Raw genomic sequence first — 21,266 nt, 5'->3', positions numbered from 1 at the left:
CCCTTACATACCCCAGACAGAAGTTAACAAAACATTAACCCTACCTTTTTAATTAATATGCTCTATATTCGCGATTCAGCGATTATTGTCAATCAACAAAAGCAGACAATTGCTACTTAAAACGCCGATAATGCCGAAGTTTGAATTGTATGAGTTATATTTAAACAAAAGGTTTCGCTAAATGTATCTTTTTGTGTCTTTTTATTTAATTTTTTAGTTCGAACAACGCCATCGACTCTAGATGATGGGTTTGTGGAAACATATCAATTAAACCAATTTTTTTAAGCTTATAACCTTGCTTCAATATCACTTCACTGTCTCGAGCAAGGCTTGCAGGGTTGCAAGAAACATAGACTAATGCTTTCGGCTTTAACTTCTTAAGTGATTGCATGCTTTCATAAGCGCCAGCACGAGCTGGATCAATCAACATTTTGTCGACTTTACCCAACCAAGGCTCTTTCGACAGATCGGCACTTAAGTCGGCGTGATAAAAAGACACATTATCAAAACCACTTTGCTTAGCATTAAGGCGGGCTTGTTCAACCATAGCTGGCACACCTTCAACACCAATCACCTCAGCACCATTAACCGCTAGTGGCAAACTAAAGTTACCTATGCCACAGAAAAGATCGAGTACACGCTCACCCGCTTGTGGTGCTAACCACTCAACGGCTTGATTAACCATGGCTTGGTTTACCTTGCCATTGACTTGAATAAAGTTGCCTGGCGAGAAATCTAGCTTAACTTGGCTATCATCGAAACGGTAGTAGGGTAGTTCCCCTGCACCATTAACATGTTCACACTGACCGTCATCATCTTGCAGTAATACGATAACTTGATGTTTAGCCGCAAACTCGGCTAAACGAGCCTTATCTTTATCAGACAAGATTTTAGTAACCCGCAGCACTACAAAGTTGCCATTATCCGCTTGGGTCAATTCAACATGACCGAGCGCTTTTTTACCGCTTAACTGATTAAGCATGAAAGCAAGTTCTGGAATAAGTGCCGATAAAGGCTCAGCTAATACCGCGCAAGACTGAATTTCAACAACCTTACTACTACTACTCGCTCTAAAGCCTAAGCTTATGTGTTTAGTGCTTTTGTCATACCAAGTCGCTAAACGAGCGCGGCGACGATAATGCCAAGGGTTATCACTTAGCGGCTGACAAATTTCACTCGCTTGAGTTTGAGCAAATTTGGCGACCAAGTCGACTAAGGTGTTTGCCTTATGGGCTCGCTGAGCATCCAAGTTTAAGTGTTGCAGATCGCAACCACCACACTGTGCAAAGTGTGGGCACGGAGCCTCGACACGTTCAGCTGATATTTTTTGTATTTTCAGCAACTTTGCCCGAGCAAACTTTTTCTTTTGCTCAGTCAATTGCACTGAAACCGTTTCGCCCGGCAATGCGCCATTAATAAAAACAATTTTGCCATCATGGTGCGCAATACCCGCGCCTAAATGGTCGAGTTGAGTCACTTCTAGAGACAACTTTGACGATAATTGCTTAGATCTACTTGGTTTTGCTTTAAAAAATTGTGCCATTTTGCTCTCGAAATAGATAAAAAACTGGCCAAAACAGGTTAATCTCTGGCAGTCTATCGAATACTCACACTATATTTAATGGTAACCCATACAAAGAATGAATGATGCCAAGAATATGACCAAATACAGCCTTAGATCATGGGTTCTGGTATTGGCGTTAGCCCCAACTATTTTAGTGGGTATTTTATTGGGTAGCTATTTTACCATAAATAGATTCTATGAACTCGAAGATACGCTCATAGAACAAGCAAGTAATATTATCGAGCCACTAGCCATCGCCGCAGAAGTGGGTCTAGAAAGCAAAGATTTCGAAACCACCAAAAGATTAATCACCTCGGCGCAGTTAAATAAAGCATCATTAGTGCAATTTATCGCCATCTTCGATGATGATAACCGCGTTGTTGTCACCTCCCATCATTATAAAAACCATGAAATAATGCGCTTTGGTAAGCCGCTTGAGTCAATGCTAAGAACTGAGCTTGAACAAGTAGGCGACAGCATGATTCTGCGGAGCCCTATTTTTAAAAGTAGTAACGCGCCTGTACAGGGTTTTAATAGCAACCAAGCCACCTCTGATGTAATAAAAATTGGCTACATTGCGATTCTTATCAATAAAGAAAACGCGCTACTACAACAACATAGAGCCGCAGTGGCAGCATTTATTATTGTGTTAATTGGTGTGCAGTTAAACCTATTCTTTACTTTCCGTTTAGTTAAAAACGTCACCCAACCCATTACAGAAATGGTGCGGGTTGTAGCCAAAATTCGTGAAGGCAAACTGGATACGCGTTTAACAGGTAATTTGATTGGTGAGCTGGACTTACTTAAACGTGGTATTAATGCCATGGCAGGCTCATTGTCGGAATACCATGATGAGATGCAGCAAAACATCGACCAAGCGACCTCTGATTTACGTGAAACTTTAGAGCAAATCGAGATCCAAAACGTTGAACTTGATATGGCCAAAAAGCGTGCTCAAGAAGCCAGCCGTATAAAATCAGAGTTTTTGGCTAACATGTCTCACGAATTAAGAACGCCACTGAACGGCGTAATTGGTTTCGCTAAACAATTATTGAAAACACCGCTGCACTCAAGCCAGCAAGACTATATTCGCACTATTGAACGCAGTGCGACAAACTTGCTTAGTATCATTAATGACATTCTCGATTTCTCGAAACTTGAAGCAGGAAAAATGGTGCTGGAGAATATTCCGTTCTCTTTAAGGGAAACCTTAGAAGAAACAGTAACGATGTTATCGAGCACTGCGCGCGAAAAAGAGCTTGAACTGGTAATCGATGTAGACTCTCGTATACCTGAAGATGTTACTGGTGATGCTATGCGCTTTAACCAAATCATCACCAACTTGGTCGGTAATGCAATTAAATTTACCGACAAAGGCAGCGTACAATTAAAACTGCAACTTGAAGATATTAAAGACGGGAAATTACACGTTCGCTGTGAAGTGATTGATACCGGCATTGGTATTGATGAGCAGCAGCAATCATCTTTGTTCCAAGCATTTGGTCAAGCAGACTCTTCTATATCTCGTCGCTTTGGCGGCACAGGCCTAGGATTAGTTATCACCAAGCGCTTGGTTAATCGGATGGGCGGCCAAATAGGTTGTTACTCTGAGCCTAATCAAGGCTCGACTTTCTGGTTATCTTTACCGCTCAACATTAGCCAATACCCAATTAATGATACTTTGCCGTTAGCTCCGCTTAAGGGTAAAAGTATCCTTTTGTTTGAACCAAAAACACTTACTCAACAAGCAACAGAGCGCATGTTAAACCGCTGGGACATGAAAGTGACCATAGTGGATAACATAGATCAACTACAGCAAAGTACTAACCAATCTAGTAAAGTTTTCGATTTTGCACTTGTGAGTTGCCGTGCGCTTATTTTAGCCAACTCCCCAGCACGATTACTCAAACTGATTAAACCTAATATCAACTATCTGCTATTAACGTCAGACTGCGTTGAACAAGAAGATGTGTTCTCACAGCTTAGACCTTATGTCGATAAACAGATCTCAATACCTGTTGGCGAAAAACTATTATCAAAATCGTTACTCGACCCACACTCATCAGCATTGAATGACAGCTTATTGCCGCTAAATCCTGTGGCTATGCCCGCTAAGCTAGAAAACCTCAGCGTGCTCGCGGTTGACGATAATCCAGCAAACCTTAAATTGATTGATACCCTTTTAAAAGAGTTAGTCACTCAAGTGCAAGTTGCAGATAACGGAGAGCTTGCTGTGCAGCTCGCTAAAGAGCGCAGTTACGATTTGATCTTTATGGATATCCAAATGCCAGGTACAGATGGCATTACTGCGACTAAATTAATTAGAAGCCACTCTTTAAACCGCAATACACCTATTATTGCGGTAACTGCACATGCGATAGCAGAAGAAAGAGAGCGTATTTCTACTAGTGGTATGGATGGCTATCTACCAAAACCGATTGATGAGGCCGCACTAAAAGGTGTAATCACTCGCTGGAAAACAAAACCTAAGTTTACTCACTTTGATCAACGAACATTGAATTGGGATCTTTGCTTGACCCAAGCCAATAACAAGCCAGACTTAGCACTAGATATGTTGAAGATGTTGCTCAAGTCGTTACCTGAAACCGTAGAGCATATCGAAACAGCACTATCGCAAGCGGATGATGACAAAATGCTGGCTTGTATCCATAAACTTCACGGCGCCTGCTGTTACTGCGGCGTCCCCAGCACACAGATGTTGTGCAAAGAAATTGAATCAGCTTTAAAGCGTGGCGTCTCAATTGATGACGTAGAACCCGAAATACTAGAGTTACTTGATGAGTTAACTAAGGTAGAATCAGCCGCTAATCAAGTGATCTCCCAGCTATCAGTGGATATATAAGATGACAAACAAACAGGGATTTTTTAAACGCCTAAAAGCACTCGAGTTACCTCAAAAGAAGCTTTTCGCGGTTGCCCTATGCCAACGTATGCTACCAAACTATCAGTTATTTTCTGAGGTATGCGAATTTGGCGATCCTAAAGTACTCGATACCTTGCTAAACCTGCTTTGGCAATCGATGTACGATAACAAGCTAAAGTTAAATATTGATATTTATCTACAGCGCCTTGATGACAACACTCCAGAGCCTGCTGATTTTGACGTTTACGGTGTTTACCCTGCGATGGACGCAGTGGTTGCACTAACATCTCTCATTAGCGCACTGCAAAGTAAAGTAGAAGAAGATATTGTCAATATCAGCAAATTGTCTTCATCTACTGTAGCAAATTATATTGAAGCTACTTGCGAGCAAGAGTTTGATAACGAAGATGCATTAGATGATTACATCTTTGCTCATGAAGTGATGCAAGAAGAAAAAGAGATGCAAAACTCGCTACTAGAAATCATTGAAGAAAACCCATCAATGAAAGCCGACTTTATTAAAGAGTTACGCCGAGAAATTGTAGAAATTGGTGTATCAAATATTGGTATTGAAGCTAGTCGTTAAAATAACCACTAGCCAATTCACTAAAAAGCGCATTTGTTAATGCGCTTTTTTTATAACTCAAGCATCCATAGAAAACAGCTGTTCAGCTCTAGCTTGCATAAACTCTATAAATAGCTGTACCTTTAACGGCTGATGACTGCGCTGATGGTACAAAATGGAAATCCGTCGTTTCTCGCCAATCCACTCAGGTAGCACAGCCTTAAGACTGCCAGCTTTAAGTTGTTTTTTCACAAATAGCTCTGGGCCATATAAAATTCCCGCGTTTGCCATAGTGGCTTCAACTGCGCCATGTAAATCACTTAAGGTTAACTTAGCTTTACCATCATAATAAAACGATTCACCATTAGGATGCTTTAGTGACCAGTTATAAAGTGGCCACACCTTGATTAAGTCGTGATTAACCAACTCGCTTGGGTGAGTTAATGCTTGCGCCTTTTCAATATAATCAACTGAAGCAAATAGCCCGTAATTCAGTACACCTAATGAGCTTGAGATCCAAGATGAGTCTGGTTGCGTCCCCCCCACAATGGCAACATCAACGCCTTCGTCGATTAAGTCGATAACATTATTGTTCTGAGCGATATGCAGTTGAATGTCAGGATAGCATTCACAAAACTCATTGAGGGTTTTGATAAAAATCATCGAAATAATCGACACCGGCGCAGCGATCCGCAAGGTGCCCTCAGGTTTATCAACCGTTGCGCCACTGATACTATCAAATTGACAGATAATTGATTGGTACTGCTGAAATAGCGCCAATCCCTCTTCAGTCAGCCTTAGTTTACGGGTATTTCGCATCAACAGTTGTTTATCTAATACTGTCTCTAATTTAGTAAGTTTGCGACTCACTGTCGCAATGGGCATATCCAGTTCTTTTGCTGCTTGAGAAAAGCTTCCAGCATTAACCAGATGCACAAACTGATAGATCAGTTGTAGCTCCAAACCAAAGTTGCTGCTCATTAATAAAACCTTAGTATCTAAACACGATTTTTAGCCGCTCTACGACCTAAGCTCAATATTACACTAAAGCCGAATTATGATAATGTTTCAGCTCAATCATTTGCTCGTTTCATTTTTAGTCGTAACAAAATAGAGCCTATATGCCCGCGATATTAACCCCATTAATTGCCGTATTCTGCATTATGTTGTTAGGCACCTTAGTGCAAAAGAGTAAACTTTTGCCCGCGGAAACCGATCAGGTTCTCAATCAATATGTTTACTACATCGCCTTTCCGGCCATCATGCTTATTACATTAGCGCAAACGCCAATCCAAGACATTCTGCACTGGGGTTATATCTTGGGTTACAGCCTAGCTATGCTTAGCTGTTATTTCTTAAGCTATTTTGCATCTCGCATAATCACTCCCGCACAAAGCGCTTGCGCCACCATGCGCGCTCTTAATGCTACCTTTGGTAATACAGCCTTTATTGGTATTCCGTTAATGGCTATGTTGTTTCCAACAGAGCAAATTGCGCTAGCCGCCGCAGCCATTGCCAGCTTACTGTCGGTATGTATGTTTGCAATTGCCCTTGTCTCACTTGAGATGAATGTTAGTAGGGGTAAAGGTTCCGCTCCCAAAATCATTTTGCTAGCGCTAGGCAAAAACCCAATAGTCGTAGCGAGCTTAATTGGAATAGGTCTATCTTCTTTAAGTATTAACCTACCTGAAAGCCTAGCGCTGATGATCAGGCAGCTAGGCATGACATCCAGCCCCTGCGCACTATTCGCGATTGGTATGGTGTTAGCTAAGTCAGGGCAATATCAACGCTCTTCGCGTTTTATCAACATCAATCAAGCAGCAGAAATCAGTACGATTAACTTAGTAAAATTAATTATTCAGCCAGCTCTCACCTACGTTTTAATGCAATGGCTGAATGTTGAGCCGCAATTAATTGCCATGGGAGTAATTTTAGCCGCATTACCCACTGCTGCGAGTGTTTACTTACTTGCGCAGCGTTATCAAACTCAAGTCATTACCAGTGCCCAAGGGATTTTATTAGGCACGCTTTTAACTTTTGTCAGCCTACCTTTATTGGAGCGCTTTTTACTTTAGCCTAGCTTTAATAACCTTACTCAACAACAAGAATAATGTACAAAAGTTAGTATCCACCAACTAGCTTAGCCCCATTAAATTTGGCTTGATGCATAATAGTTATTTAGTTCAACACGACTTTTTTAGATATGGCGCTACACAGCAATTACGCAACAAACAATGAGAAAAACAACTACCAAATCAACCTTTCATTAGCGACTAGTACACTAAATTGAATAGACTAATATTCAAGGTTTTAAGTCCATCAATAAATGCTAAAAATAGATTGGTCAAAAAGTAATTTGTAGATTATTATTCGCCACCTTTTTTTATTCATTGCTCAAAAAATGACTAAGCTTGTTGTTTTTCTGTTATTCATCACTACTTTTTTAAGCTTTCCATCTGCACAATCTTTCGAACTAAATTCAGAAGACAAAGCTTTTTTACAAAAAAAAGAAGTGCTTGTTGTCGCTATGCCTAGCACGGGGCTGCGTGCTTACTGGAACAGATCATCCTTAGGCGCCCCAGGGGTATATACCGACTACCTAAAAGAACTGGCTCAAACATTAAATATCGCAATCGAATTTAAAGATTATAACTGCTTAGATAAATTGCTAAGTGCGGTAGCATCTGGCGAGGCAGACTTATCACTAGGGTTTATACCAACAACGGAACGGGAAAAGAACCTGCTGTTCTCTGTACCTGTGTTTGAAAACTATCAACTCAATTGGTTACGCAACTCAAGCTACCGCAATACAGCGCCTACAAAAATGGACTGGATATGTGTTGAAGGTTCATTTTCTTGTGAAGCTGCGGCTAAAAATGGTTACCGAACGCTAACTCGAGTTAAGACGTTAAGAAGCCTTATTCACCATCTTTCGACAGGTAAAGCTGACGGCGCGGTTATACATTTTGGCTCGGTGCATCATTACTATCAAACAGTAGCCGTTGGTGATTGGTTGGGTGATATTGTATTTAACGAAAACAGCCAGCCGATGCTGTCCTCTTTTATAACAGCTAAAACCAATGCGCAATTGATGAGTATTCTCAATCAATATCAACATAGCGTACATGACAATCAAGTAATAAAGCCTTTTGAGTTTAACAACTTAAGTATGCTGCATAATGAGCTAACGATAGAGGCTATTTATCAGCAATACGGCAGAAATACAATTCGTTACAGCATTGAAGACAACCTTGCGCCGTTATCTTACATATCGGAAGCGAATGGCGAAATTTCAGGCTATATACACGACATCGTAAAAATATTGGCACTTAAAACCGGGCTGAACTTTGAGTATGTTTACCCAAATAAACACTCAGTTGACGAGATGCTTGCCACTGGCGAGATTGACTTTATTCCAGGTGAATTACTATCTGAAAAAATATCAAAGAGCACAGTAAAAACCCAACCTTTTTACACGATAAATTGGTCGCATGTGCGCACCACCAAAGCCTATCAACAGAAAGTTGTGGCTATTTTAGATAGAAGCGGCAAAGCCGCTAAACTGGGTATTTTTAACTTTTTAAATAACCCTGTTATATATACCGATTTTGCTTTGCTGAAAAATGATATCGAGCGAGGAGTGATTACCCATGCTTATATTCCAAGAAGTATTGCAGATGACTACCTATACTACGGTAATAATAATGATTTTGAGCTGGTTTATGGCCAAAAACATCAGCTGCAAAGCCTAATGGGAATTAGCCTTAAAAAAGATGCGACCGCATTAAGAGACATACTTAATGTTGCCATTGCTATTACCACGCCAAATGAAATTTCTTTAGCGGTTCAGAGTCATAATACGATTCAAACTGAATACGTTTATGGTAAAAAACAAGCAAGAAGCACCATTATTATTTTACTCCTGTTTTTTGCTGTCGTGGTAATTGCTGGAGTGCTATGGAACACTAAACTGAAAAGCTATTTGCAAGAAGCCCGTGCCAATGGCAAAAAGTCACATGACCAAATGCAGTGGTTAACGAGTGTATTAAACAGCTTTCCCGGTATGGTATTGATTTCAGATGCTAAAGGTGTGCCTCTATTATCTAATAAGGCATACAATGATTGCTTTAATCGTTGTGTAACCAATCGCTGCATTGAAAACCAAACTCCATGTACATTTTTAGATGTTGTGCACTCCATTGCAGCCGAGATTAGTAGTGAAATCGTCCACATAGACAAATCAGAATGCACTATTAGTGGCAAGTTTTACCGAGTTTCTCGCGATGTGGTTAATCATAATGATGGCAATGAGTACCACATTACTGTTTTTACTGACTTTACTGAACTTAAACGCCGTAAGGAAGAGTTAAAAATCTCCCAACAACAAGCAGTTGAAGCGTTAAAAACCAGAGAATCATTTTTGGCTATTATCAGCCATGAGTTACGCACGCCTTTAGCAGCAATGATGGGCTTAATGGAACTATTAAACCCTGAAATCAAGACGGTAAAAAATAAAGAGCTAATGCAAAATGCATTGGCATCTGCCGAGCGCTTAAAAGGCCTAGTAAACAATATTCTTGATTTCTCTAAAATGGAGGCCGATCAATTACAGCTCGATGTTTACCCTAGTTATTTCTTTGAAGAACTAGGCGTGATCTTTAGATTACATGAAGCCAGTGCCGAGCTAAAACAACTCAGCTTTAACCTCAATTGGCAACCTTCATCCTATTGTCAGGCCGAATTAGACTGGCTGCGTTTAAGCCAAATAATTAATAACCTTATTGGTAATTCTCTTAAATTTACCCAACAAGGAGCAATTAACATTTCGGTAAGTAACACAGATGATTCTATGCAGGTTATCGTAGAAGATAGTGGCTGTGGCATGACAACAGAGCAATTAACAGCCCTGTTCCAACCTTTTACACAAGCAGATGCCAGCATCAATAGAAAGTACGGTGGTACTGGGTTAGGCATGTCTATTGTGCAACACCTAGTCCAGCTAATGGGCGGTCAAATAGCTGTTACCAGTGAACGATATCTGGGAACTAAAGTTACTGTAAATATACCAGTAAAATTCACGACCGCATGTGAGCCATTAGTTTCGCACGCACAAAGTCAAGATGAAAAAGTAGTACAATGGCTAACAGCTTGGGGGATCAATACCGAGACAACTAGCGATAACGCTTTAGCTAACCCGGTTAATGCTGGTACGGGAAACCTATACCCTGACTTACTATTAAGACAAGTATTGCTGGCTAATAGTCATAAGACTCAAAAAACCGCTGACCTAAGTCAAAAATATACTGGCACAGTGTTAGTTGCAGATGATGATCCCATTAACCGATTTTTATTCCAAAAACAGCTCAAGAAGCTTGGCGTGAATGCGGTTACGGTAAATGATGGCTTAGAAGCTTTACTCTACTTATCAGCTAATAGAGAGGACATTGACTTCCTGATCACCGATTGCCATATGCCAAATTTAAATGGCTATGAGTTAGTGCGTCAATTGCGTTCTAAACCTGAGTTTAAACACTTTGCAATTGTTGGTTGTACAGCAGAAGATTCGCGTTTAGTGGCAGAAAAAGCCGCTAATGTTGGCATGAATGAAGTGATGTACAAGCCATATACATTTAACTCATTATCTGAAGTTGTTAGCCGCTACTGTAATAAACAAGAGTGTGATAATAACCAAGATACACTTAACTGGCTAAATGACTATAGTGATGAAGAGCAGCTTGAGCTTGCAGCCATAGTTAGAGATTCTTTACTCGCAGATAAAGAACAACTAGCAGATAAATCGATTCCGCTAGCGGCACTAGGGCATAGAATAAAAGGCGCAGCCAATGCGCTCGGCTTAGAGCAACTCGCACAAGCGGCTGCTGAATGTGAAGTTGTTGCTGCCCACAATGCTGACTTTGCAATTGATAAGCTCAATATTGAAATAGATACCGTGGTTAACACCATTAATCAATGGCTAATTAAGCAACATCAATAGCCTTTAATGTTTGGCTAATACTGTTTAGCTTATACAGTCTGACTTAGCCACTATTTCAAAATGCTTGTTTATTGAATTTTACAAATTTAGTGTGATGGCAGCTTAAGCTGCTATCTCGTTTTGGGAACATACTTGCTATGCAATCTTTTCAAACACTTAAGCTTTTAATTATCGATGATGCACCAACATTCTTGTTTACAATCAAGAGTATGTTGGTAAAGCTAGGATTTTTAGAAACCAATGTATTTACGTCTAAATCTGCGAAAATGGCGCTAGATCTTGCCACTAATAAGCCATTTGATGTGATCATTTGTGACTATAACTTTGGCGTTGGCATGAACGGTAAACAGTTGTTTGAAGAGTTCAAGCACCTTAAACTGCTAACAGACACAACCGTGTTCATCTTAGTTACCGGCGACAACTCTGCCGCTACCGTCAGACCCATTGTAGAGCTCAAACCTGATGAGTATTTACTAAAACCATTTAACGCCATTACGCTAAAGCAACGCTTATCATTAGCAATTCGTCGCCGTGAAAAGCTCGCAGCACTTTATACAGCTGAGCGCTTGTTAGATGCAGAAACAGGCTTACAACTGTGCAGCGAGATTGCGCCATTTCACCCTGAATACTATTTTATTATTGAGCGTTTTAAGGCCTCCTTTTTAACTATTTTGCAGCGCCACGAACAAGCGAAAAATGTCTATCAGTCAACGCTAGAGAAAAAAAATCTCGACTGGGCAAGAGTGGGCTTAGCCAACTCATTAGCCAACTTAGGCAAAATTGAAGAAGCTGAAAAAATAATAAAGCAGTTAATTGAGTCTTCACCTAACGATACTCAGGTAAGAACAGAAGCTGCTTATATTAAATTAAAAGATAGCGATATTCCTGCGGCAATTTCCCACTTAGAGCTCGCCAGTCAACTGGTACCGGGTAATTCTGAGCGCGAGCTGATCATCGTTAATTTATGCCTTTCTGTCGAAGACTATGGCCAAGCGCTCGAGCGTTATCGCTTGTACCTAGAGATAAACAAAGACACTTACCGCAATAACGACTTTAGTAAATTAGGATTAATTCGCGTTCTTCTATATCAAGCTCACTTTGCACCTAATAGGCTTGCGTTGATTGAAGAGGCGAAGCATCACCTTAGAGCGTTGATGAATAGCAAAGATGAATCAATCTTAAATGAAGTTGAACTATTAAAAGCCCACGTTTCGGTAGAGTTAGGCTTTTATCGTTCAGCAATGAGCATCTTAAAAAACTTACACAAGAAAGAGTGCTTTCAGCACTTCTACGCCACGTATCACTACGCCTGGTTGCTTAACATTATGAGCGTAGAAAATGAGTTTAGTGAAGCAATTCAATGGTGTGGGCAAAACCTAGGCCTAGAAAGTAATCAGGTTATATTTTCCAGTAAAGTTTCTATGCTAGAAGGGTTGAAAAAGAGCAATGAAACCAAAAAGATGTGGTTAAAAGAAAAGTACCTGAGTGTAAAAAACGGCAATTTAGATAAACGTACTTTACTTGAAACCTATCTAGCTATTAACGAGACAGCGCCACTTTTGAAAACCGTATGCCTTAATATTATTAAGTCATTATCTTTTGCATGGCCACGCCAATACGGGGTAACCCAAGTAAAAGAGATTATTCAGCGCTGTGATAACGTGATCCAGCAGCTGTATTCAGAGCAAGAGTTAATAACGATGAATTACCAAGATTATTATCAAGCAGCGGTTGATAAGTGTAAAAGCCAGCCAGATTAACTAATCGCCAATGCCAAGTGCAGCTTATATTTCTAGTAAAGCTGCATTTGGCCAACTGCCGTCCCTTTATAACGGATCAACACTAAGCCCTCCTTTACTCAGCTTTTAAGATAAACACTCAAACACTCTAGCTAAAACATACAGCGTCGCCTTTTTTAACTATGCAGCGCTCAGAGCCAGTTCTTATATACAGCGCTTATATGCAGTTCGAGCTAACATCTCGCTCAAAAAGTTAAACTATAATTATCCTGTAATAAGGTTTTCTTGTTTATCCTGTATCTCATAAAAATGCCAAGCAACACGCATTAATTTAAATGCCCATATTTACTGTATGAAAAAACAGTATATACTGTATAACAATACAGTGTTTTGAAAAGGACATCACTATGCTTTGCCAACTCAGTATCAACAACTTTGCTATTGTGCGTTTTTTAGAACTCGATTTTAAAGCTGGCATGACCAGTATTACCGGTGAAACCGGCGCAGGTAAATCGATCGCTATCGATGCCCTCGGCCTATGTTTAGGTAATCGAGCCGACGCTAATGCAATTAGACCTGATGCGACCAAGGCCGAAGTAAGTGCCCGCTTTTTATTAAATGATACCCCTCAAGCCAAGCGCTGGCTTGAAGACAACGATCTTGATTTAGACGATGAATGCATACTCCGCCGCACCATTAGCAGTGATGGCCGTTCACGCGCCTATATCAATGGTAACCCAGTACCGTTAGCGCAAATAAAGTCTCTTGGTCAATTACTCATAGGTATTCATGGGCAGCATGCTCATCATGCCATGCTTAAAAGTGAGCACCAGCTAACCCTATTAGACAGCTATGCAAATCATAAAATGCTGCTTGATAGCGTGAACTCAAGTTACCACAGGTGCAAAACTATAGAAAAACAACTGCACCAATTAGAGCTTTCTCAACAAGAGCGTTTAGCCCGTAAACAATTGCTGCAATATCAAATTGAAGAGCTAAATGAGTTTGCCATAAATGAGGGCGAATTTGAGTCCATTGAAGCTGAACATAAAAAGCTAGCTAATAGCACAGCATTGATTGAACTTTGCCGTAACCAGTTGCATATTCTGCAAGATAATGATGAAGGCAGCGTAGAGTCATTACTGAACTCATCAATCGGTCAAGGACAAGATCTAGAAAGCTATGATCCTGCATTTGGCAATGTGGTAAACATGCTTAACGATGCGCTTATACAAGTACAAGAAAGCACCAGTGAAATTGAACGTTATTTAGATGGCTTAGAGTTAGACCCTGAGTACTTTGCTCATTTAGAACAGCGTTTATCTAAAACCATGCAACTTGCACGCAAGCATCAGGTATCAGCAAGTGAGCTATACCAGCACCATCAAAGCCTATTAGAGGAGCTTGAAGATTTGGGCTCTGATGACGATAAGCTTGATGATATTAAGGAGCAGTTAAAAGCCAATCGCGAAGCCTATTTAGTTCACGCCAGAAAGCTTAGCCAGAGCCGTAACCGCTATGCTAAAGAGTTAGATAAACAAGTAACTCAATCTATCCACGAACTGAATATGCCAAAGGGTAAATTCAATATCGCTGTAAACTTTAATGAGTCAGTTGTCACCCCTACCGGTTGTGACAATATTGAATTTTTAGTTTCAACCAACCCAGGCCAACCTTTACAGCCTATTGCCAAAGTAGCCTCAGGTGGTGAACTGTCACGTATTGGTTTAGGTATTCAGGTGATCACCGCGAAAAAAGTATCTACACCGACACTCATTTTCGATGAAGTTGATGTGGGGATCTCAGGCCCAACAGCCGCAGTTGTAGGCCGAATGCTCCGCAGCCTTGGTGAGTCGACACAGGTATTTTGTGTCACTCATTTGCCGCAAGTTGCTGGTAATGGTCATCAACATATGTTTGTGAATAAGAGCAGCAAAGCCGGTAAAACAGAAACCTCTATGGTTGCGCTTAATAAAACTCAGCGAATAGAAGAATTAGCCCGCTTACTCGGTGGTGACACTATTACCAGTAATACCTTGGCTAATGCTAAAGAGTTACTGCTGAGTTAATTCTGCAAGCAAGTGCTGTAGCAAACTCAACAGTATGATTGTATATACTTCAAACAAAAATGCAGAGCCTAAGCTCTGCATTTTTTATGCTAACAACTAACGTGCTTAAGCAAAGTAATGCGCTAAACCTTGCAGACAAAGTAAAGAGAAAATTCCCGCTAAAACATCATCAATCATAATACCAAAACCACCATGCACTTTGGCATCTAACCAACGGATTGGCCAAGGCTTTAAAATATCAAAAAAACGAAATAGTGCAAAACCTATCACTAACCACTGCCATCCTGCAGGTGCTGCAATCATAGTGATCAGTAAGCCCGCGACTTCATCCCAAACAATCGCTCCGTGATCATGGACGCCCATGTCTTTCGAAGCTTTATCACAAATATAAAAGCCAGCGAATACGCTTAATAAGGTGAGTGCCACATACCAAGGTAAACTCAACGGCGCCATTATCAAAAACAAAGGAATAGCCGCCAGCGTACCAAACGTACCAGGTGCTTTTGCCGCTAAACCTGAGCCGAAGCCCAATGCTAAAAAGTGGATCGGATTTTTAAGTGAAAGCTTAGCTAACACAGGATCGGTTGAAAGTAGCTTCATTACTCGAAATGCTCAAAGCCTAAGTTGGTTGGCTCAAAAGGTTTATTATTGTTTAACAGTTTTAACTGGCCACCAGTACAAATTTGGCCGACTTGGGTAAAACGTACACCGGTTTCAGCTAACGCAATTTCTAATGCGCCTTTTTGCGCCTCAGGAACTGTAAAGAGTAGCTCATAATCTTCACCACCAGTAAGGGCATAACTCAATGCAGTTTCAAGCTCTACACTGCGTTTTAGCTCGTCAGACAAAGGCAGGCTGTCAACATTAATTACCGCACCCACTTGTGAGCTTTTGATAATGTGCTGAATATCAGACATTATGCCATCTGAGATATCGATAGCACTTGAGGCAAGCATACGTAAAGATTGTCCAGCCAATACTCTAGGAGTTGGCCTATAGTGACGACCAATTAAGTAATCACTGTCAGGCTTATCTGCCGTCACTTTGCCACGTAAGATATCCAAGCCTAGTGCTGAATCGCCTAAGGTACCGGTAATGTAAATCCAATCACCATTGTTTGCACCACTGCGAGTTAAACCAGTGTCTTGAGGCACTTGGCCATTAATTGTAATGGTGATGGAGCGTGGACCCCGTGTAGTATCACCACCAATTAAGGCAACACCGTAATACTCAGCGATTTCAAACATACCCTCACTAAACTCAGCTAACCACTGCTCATCAACCTCTGGCAATGTCAGCGCGAGTGTCATCCACGCCGGCTCAGCGCCCATGGATGCCAAATCTGATAAGTTAACCGCCAAAGATTTATAACCGAGATCTTTCGCTGGCATATCAGGAAAAAAGTGCACGTTTTCAACTAAGGTGTCACAAGAGATAGCAATCGATTTATTGGCTGCTGGCGCAACCACAGCGCAATCATCACCAATGCCGATGACTACGTCTTTGCGCGACTGGGCTCGCCCAGTAAAGAAGCTTTCTATTAATTGAAATTCTTTCACAATACCAATCACAAATAATAAGGGAAGGTTCAAGGAGAATAGAGGCAAGTTAAACCAGACCGATAATTTGGCAAAGATGAAAACTCGCGTTCTTTGCTAAAATAAAAATGCGCGGGCTGCCCTAACCTCTCTGTCGAACATAACAAAAACGGCATCCGAAGATGCCGTTTCAATTATTTATTGCGTGCTACCAGCTTATCTAGAATGCCGTTAACAAACTTATGACCATCTTCTGCGCCAAATGCTTTTGCAAGCTCGATAGCTTCGTTAATCGCTACCTTATAAGGCACGTCCTTGCGGAATGTCAGTTCATAAGCTGCGATACGTACAATCGCTTTTTCAACTGGATCCACTTCATCAAGTGGACGAGTCACGAATGGAGCAATTTGCTCATCCAATTGACTCTTTTTAGTTGCAACGCCGCCTAATAGCTCACGGAAGTAAGCGATATCAACGCCAGCAACATCTTGTTCAGTTAGAAACTCATGCTCAACATCAGCAATATTGTTACCACTTAGCTGCCATGAGTAAATGGCCTGAACGGCTAAACGGCGGGCCTTACGGCGCTCTGAAGGCTTCATCAAATTGTCCTAAATTACAGCTGTTCTTCAAGTGCTTGCAGAACGTTAACCATTTCTAGCAGACCAAGTGCAGCTTCGCCGCCTTTGTTACCTGCTTTAGTACCTGAACGCTCAATAGCTTGTTCAATGGTATCTGTGGTTAAAACGCCGAATGAAACAGGAATATCAAACTCAAGCGCTACTTGAGCCAAACCTTTATTACATTCACCTGCAACAAAATCGAAATGAGGTGTACCACCACGGATAACCGCACCAAGTGCGATGATACCGTCAAATTTTCCGCTAGCCGCAACACGGCGCGCAGCAAGTGGCAGTTCAACAGCGCCTGGCACTCGTACTACAGTGATGTTTTCATCTGCAACTTGGCCAAAACGCTTAAGTGTGTCAACCGCGCCATCGAGCAAACTATCAACAACAAAGCTGTTAAAACGTGAAACTACGATCGCAACTTTGGCGTTTTTCGATTCGATATTACCTTGAACTACGTTCATTTATCTTACCTAAATTAGCTTAATTACCCTACATAGGGACGGAAGAGGCGGTATGATACCACAGCACTTCGCGCTGATCTCTATGCAATTAATAAGAAAAGTGTGAATTTAAGCCTCAAGCTGATAAGCAGCCTGAGGCAGTTTTTTATTCTGCTATATAATCAGTTACTTCTAAACCAAAGCCAGAAAGAGAATGATAACGCTTTGGTGAACTCAATAGGCGCATAGTTGTTACGCCTACATCTGCAAGAATTTGTGAGCCTACGCCTACTTGACGTGAAGTACCTTGCCATTGAGCCGACGCTGGCGCACTGCCGTTGTCTTCCGCTTCAAACGCTTTTACTTTCGCTAAAATGTCGCTGCTGTGTTCTTGGTTACCCAATAACACCAATACGCCACCTTCGTTGCTAATACGCTCCATGGCTTTTTCTAGTGGCCAGCTACGTTGCTGATCACGTTCTGAGTGCAGTAAATCATTGAAGGTATTTTGCAGATGAACACGAACTAAGGTGTTTTCAGTAATCTCACCTTTAACCAATACATAGTGCAGTTGGTTATCGATAGTGTCACGGTAGGTCAGCATTTCAAACTCGCCAAAACGAGTGGGCAGTTTACATTTTGCTTCACGTACCACACTGGTTTCTTTAGTGTTACGGTACTCGATTAGATCAGCAATGGTGCCCATCTTCAAGCCGTGTTTTTCAGCAAAGATTTCAAGATCTGGGCGACGTGCCATCGTGCCATCATCATTTAGAATTTCAACGATAACTGATGAAGCCTCAAAACCTGCAAGGCGTGCTAAATCACAACCCGCTTCAGTGTGACCTGCGCGAATAAGTACGCCACCTTCTTGCGCCATTAGCGGGAAGATATGACCAGGCTGCACGATATCAGATGGCTTAGCATCTTTACCTACAGCGGCTAATACAGTTACTGCACGGTCTTGGGCAGAAATACCCGTTGTTACGCCTTCAGCCGCTTCAATAGAAACGGTGAAGTTAGTTGAAAACTGTGCGTTGTTGTTAGTCACCATCAACGGCAAATTCAGTTGCTGACAACGCGCTTTAGTCATTGTTTGGCAAATTAGGCCGCGGCCAAATGTCGCCATAAAGTTAATCGCTGCTGGCGTCACCATGTCAGCAGCCATGATTAGGTCGCCTTCATTTTCTCTGTCTTCATCGTCCATCAAGATCACCATCTTGCCTAGACGAATATCTTCGATGATCTCTTCTATACTATGTAACGCCATGTTCAGACCTTTATTTTTTGTTACTGCAATAAGCGGTTCGCATCGAGGTCAATGCGCTTATTCAGTAAGAATTTAATGATTATTCTTGTATCTATTGCTCAAAATAAGCGACTGCAGACAAATTTAATCGCCAAACAGCCCTTAAGCCAGTGTTTATCTTAAAAACCCTGAGCGAGCTAACAATTCCATGGTGACTTCTGATTTTGGTGCGCCATCTGCTTGCTGGCTACCGTAGCTCATTAATCGCTCTAAGTGTCTGGCGATTAAATCCACTTCGATATTCACACTGTCACCTGCTTTTAAGTCAACGAGCGTAGTTTCACCTGCGGTATGCGGCACAATTGTTAATCTAAACTTATGCCCTTGTACTTCGTTTACCGTTAAGCTCACACCGTCGATAGTAATCGAGCCTTTATGAGCAATATAACGTCCTAGCTCTTGTGGTGGTGATAACCAAAATTCAATGGCTTGACCACGTAGCTGTCTATCCTCTACTTGGGCAATACCATCTACATGGCCACTGACCATATGTCCGCCCAAACGAGTGGTTGGTGTCACCGCTTTCTCAAGGTTAACGGCTTTGCCCACTTGATAATGAGAGAACCCCGTCAAACTGACAGTTTCTGCAGAAATATCTGCCACGTATCCATCACTCATTAACTCAACAACGGTTAAACACACACCATTGGTAGCAATACTGTCGCCTAACTTTACATCTGATAAGTCTAATTTGCCGCTGGCTACCGTTAAGCGAATATCATCACCGCGACGTTCCACTTTTCTTAAGTGGCCAACAGACTCAATAATTCCTGTAAACATAAACTACTTACTCACTCTTAACGTTAAGCGGGTATCTTTACCCACTTTGCGCTCATCGATTAGGTTGATACGCGGAATGTCAGACATGGCTTGAAAGTCATCTAATGCCAATAAGTTTCGCCCTTGACCACCGAGGATTTTCATCGCTTGATAGAGCACGATTTCATCGGCTAAACCTTGATTAACAACCGCGCCAGCTAAGGTTGCGCCCGCTTCAATCAGTATTGAGTTACAGGTTTTACCCAATAAGCCAAGTAAGGCGGTTAAATCTATACGGCCATTAACCGTTGGCAAAATCTGCTGTGATACATGTTCTGGCCACGCTGCTTGCACCTCTTCAGGATACGGTTTAGCACTGACCAATAGTACTGGTGTTGCTTGCTTAAATAAGTTTAGCTCAGTGCCAAGACGCGCATGAGTATCAACCACTACACGCAGTGGTTGGTGGATTTCTGCCGGTGCTAATTGATTTGCCAGAGAGCCTAACTCACTATGACGTACATTTAAACTAGGGTTATCCGCAATAATGGTTTCAACGCCAGTTACAATTGCACAGTGGCGCGCTCGCAGGCGCTGCACATCACTACGAGCTTCAGGCCCTGTGATCCACTTAGAAACACCATTTGATAATGCGGTTTTTCCGTCAAGACTGGCAGCAAGTTTGACCGTTACCCAAGGCAGGCCTTTCTCCATACGCTTTAGAAAGCCTAAGTTAACCTGCATCGCTTCAGTGGTCATCAAACCTACATCCACTTTAATGCCAGCTTCACGTAGCATAGCAATGCCACGGCCAGATACTTCAGGATTAGGATCCGTTACCGCAATAACCACACGGCTGACACCATGTTCGATAAGGGCTTTAGCACAAGGAGGTGTTCGGCCGTAATGACTACAAGGTTCAAGCGTGACATAAGCAGTCGCACCTTGAGCATCAATACCTGCCATATTTAGCGCATAAACTTCAGCGTGAGGGCCGCCGGCGCGAATGTGGTAACCTTCACCCACAATTTCACCGTCTTTAACAATAACGCTACCAACACTTGGATTTGGACGTGTGGTGTACATGCCTTTTTGTGCCAATTCAATGGCAAGGCTCATCATTTGACTGTCTTCAATAGACCACATAATGGCGGCAATTCCGATTGTTCGATTGATAAAGGACCAAGTTATCCACCTAGCCCTTGTCAGGTAGTTTACTTTTGCAGTTTAGCGATGGCTTCACCAAACTCTGAAACGTCCTCAAAGGCGCGGTAAACTGATGCAAAGCGTATGTAGGCAACTTTATCTAAATTAACCAACTGATCCATCATCAAGTTACCTATCATTTCAGATTTTACTTCACGCTCGCCTGTGGCACGTAAAGTTGATTTAATCTTAGTTAATGCCTGCTCTATTTGATCCATAGATACAGGTCTTTTTTCAACGGCTCTTAACATACCGCCACGTAGCTTTTCTTCATCGAATGGCTGGCGACTGCCGTCTTGTTTTACCACTCGAGGCATAACGAGTTCAGCGCCTTCAAAAGTAGTAAAACGTTCATGACATTGAACACACTCTCTACGTCGACGCACCTGATGGCCGTCTGCGACTAAGCGCGAATCAATCACTTTTGTGTCAGTTGCGCTGCAAAATGGACAATGCATTTAGCCTCCGCTTAGCAGTTAATGGATTTCAATCACAAGGTAGGGAGCTACCTTAGCAAGTAAACCCGGATAAAAAGTATGTTCGAATAAACAAAAATGGCCGCATAA

The 21,266-nt window shown here is 41.7% G+C and carries 16 protein-coding genes; 6 read left to right on the top strand and 10 right to left on the bottom strand.

Features of this window, described 5'->3' with window-relative positions; genetic code table 11:
- Window positions 1–205: 205 nt before the first annotated feature.
- The gene (rlmD, locus tag L2740_RS16590) at window positions 206–1,543 is read right to left on the bottom strand and encodes a 23S rRNA (uracil(1939)-C(5))-methyltransferase RlmD (RefSeq protein ID WP_248951216.1); all 1,338 of its coding nucleotides are present in this window, start codon (window positions 1,541–1,543) and stop codon (window positions 206–208) included.
- Window positions 1,544–1,658: 115 nt separating this feature from the next.
- Here rlmD and barA point away from each other — a divergent pair, with 115 nt between their 5' ends.
- Window positions 1,659–4,427: a two-component sensor histidine kinase BarA gene (barA, locus tag L2740_RS16585; protein ID WP_476707513.1), complete on the top strand. Its 2,769-nt coding sequence runs from the start codon at window positions 1,659–1,661 to the stop codon at window positions 4,425–4,427.
- A 1-nt stretch (window position 4,428) separates the two neighbouring features.
- A complete protein-coding gene (locus tag L2740_RS16580) occupies window positions 4,429–5,034 on the top strand; it encodes a YjaG family protein (RefSeq protein ID WP_248468774.1) in 606 nt (201 codons plus the stop codon).
- 57 nt (window positions 5,035–5,091) lie between these two features.
- Here L2740_RS16580 and L2740_RS16575 read toward each other — a convergent pair whose 3' ends face one another.
- Complete coding sequence (locus tag L2740_RS16575) at window positions 5,092–5,994, bottom strand: LysR family transcriptional regulator (protein ID WP_248951214.1); 903 nt, start codon at window positions 5,992–5,994, stop codon at window positions 5,092–5,094.
- A 140-nt stretch (window positions 5,995–6,134) separates the two neighbouring features.
- Here L2740_RS16575 and L2740_RS16570 point away from each other — a divergent pair, with 140 nt between their 5' ends.
- The 4 genes from L2740_RS16570 (at window position 6,135) to recN (ending at window position 14,816) form a co-directional block, all read left to right on the top strand.
- Window positions 6,135–7,088: an AEC family transporter gene (locus tag L2740_RS16570; RefSeq protein WP_248951213.1), complete on the top strand. Its 954-nt coding sequence runs from the start codon at window positions 6,135–6,137 to the stop codon at window positions 7,086–7,088.
- A gap of 326 nt (window positions 7,089–7,414) precedes the next feature.
- Window positions 7,415–11,008 carry a hybrid sensor histidine kinase/response regulator gene (locus L2740_RS16565; RefSeq protein WP_248951212.1) on the top strand — a complete coding sequence of 1,198 codons (3,594 nt, stop codon included), beginning with the start codon at window positions 7,415–7,417 and terminating at the stop codon, window positions 11,006–11,008.
- Between the two features lie 137 nt (window positions 11,009–11,145).
- Window positions 11,146–12,768 (top strand): response regulator, encoded by a 1,623-nt coding sequence (locus L2740_RS16560; protein WP_248951211.1) that lies wholly within the window; start codon window positions 11,146–11,148, stop codon window positions 12,766–12,768.
- Between the two features lie 386 nt (window positions 12,769–13,154).
- A complete protein-coding gene (recN, locus tag L2740_RS16555) occupies window positions 13,155–14,816 on the top strand; it encodes a DNA repair protein RecN (RefSeq protein WP_248951210.1) in 1,662 nt (553 codons plus the stop codon).
- Between the two features lie 105 nt (window positions 14,817–14,921).
- Here recN and L2740_RS16550 read toward each other — a convergent pair whose 3' ends face one another.
- The 8 genes from L2740_RS16550 to nrdR form a co-directional block, all read right to left on the bottom strand.
- Complete coding sequence (locus tag L2740_RS16550) at window positions 14,922–15,416, bottom strand: phosphatidylglycerophosphatase A family protein (RefSeq protein ID WP_248951209.1); 495 nt, start codon at window positions 15,414–15,416, stop codon at window positions 14,922–14,924.
- On the bottom strand, window positions 15,416–16,375 hold the full coding sequence (gene thiL, locus L2740_RS16545) for a thiamine-phosphate kinase (RefSeq protein ID WP_248951208.1): 960 nt from the start codon (window positions 16,373–16,375) through the stop codon (window positions 15,416–15,418). Before thiL ends, L2740_RS16550 begins: the two co-directional genes overlap by 1 nt.
- Window positions 16,376–16,548: 173 nt before the next feature.
- The gene (nusB, locus tag L2740_RS16540) at window positions 16,549–16,956 is read right to left on the bottom strand and encodes a transcription antitermination factor NusB (RefSeq protein WP_028768517.1); all 408 of its coding nucleotides are present in this window, start codon (window positions 16,954–16,956) and stop codon (window positions 16,549–16,551) included.
- Between the two features lie 14 nt (window positions 16,957–16,970).
- Complete coding sequence (gene ribH / locus L2740_RS16535; RefSeq protein WP_202722445.1) at window positions 16,971–17,447, bottom strand: 6,7-dimethyl-8-ribityllumazine synthase; 477 nt, start codon at window positions 17,445–17,447, stop codon at window positions 16,971–16,973.
- Window positions 17,448–17,592: 145 nt separating this feature from the next.
- Window positions 17,593–18,696 carry a bifunctional 3,4-dihydroxy-2-butanone-4-phosphate synthase/GTP cyclohydrolase II gene (gene ribBA, locus L2740_RS16530; RefSeq protein WP_248951207.1) on the bottom strand — a complete coding sequence of 368 codons (1,104 nt, stop codon included), beginning with the start codon at window positions 18,694–18,696 and terminating at the stop codon, window positions 17,593–17,595.
- Between the two features lie 153 nt (window positions 18,697–18,849).
- Complete coding sequence (locus L2740_RS16525; protein ID WP_248951206.1) at window positions 18,850–19,515, bottom strand: riboflavin synthase; 666 nt, start codon at window positions 19,513–19,515, stop codon at window positions 18,850–18,852.
- Between the two features lie 3 nt (window positions 19,516–19,518).
- Entirely contained in the window at window positions 19,519–20,640 is a 1,122-nt protein-coding gene (ribD, locus tag L2740_RS16520; RefSeq protein ID WP_248951205.1) for a bifunctional diaminohydroxyphosphoribosylaminopyrimidine deaminase/5-amino-6-(5-phosphoribosylamino)uracil reductase RibD, read from the bottom strand.
- A gap of 68 nt (window positions 20,641–20,708) precedes the next feature.
- On the bottom strand, window positions 20,709–21,158 hold the full coding sequence (nrdR, locus tag L2740_RS16515) for a transcriptional regulator NrdR (protein WP_012154416.1): 450 nt from the start codon (window positions 21,156–21,158) through the stop codon (window positions 20,709–20,711).
- Between the last annotated feature and the right edge of the window lie 108 nt (window positions 21,159–21,266).

This window comes from Shewanella pneumatophori, from assembly GCF_023283895.1.
Lineage (GTDB): Bacteria > Pseudomonadota > Gammaproteobacteria > Enterobacterales > Shewanellaceae > Shewanella > Shewanella pneumatophori.
This window is presented reverse-complemented; position numbering and strand designations above follow the sequence as displayed.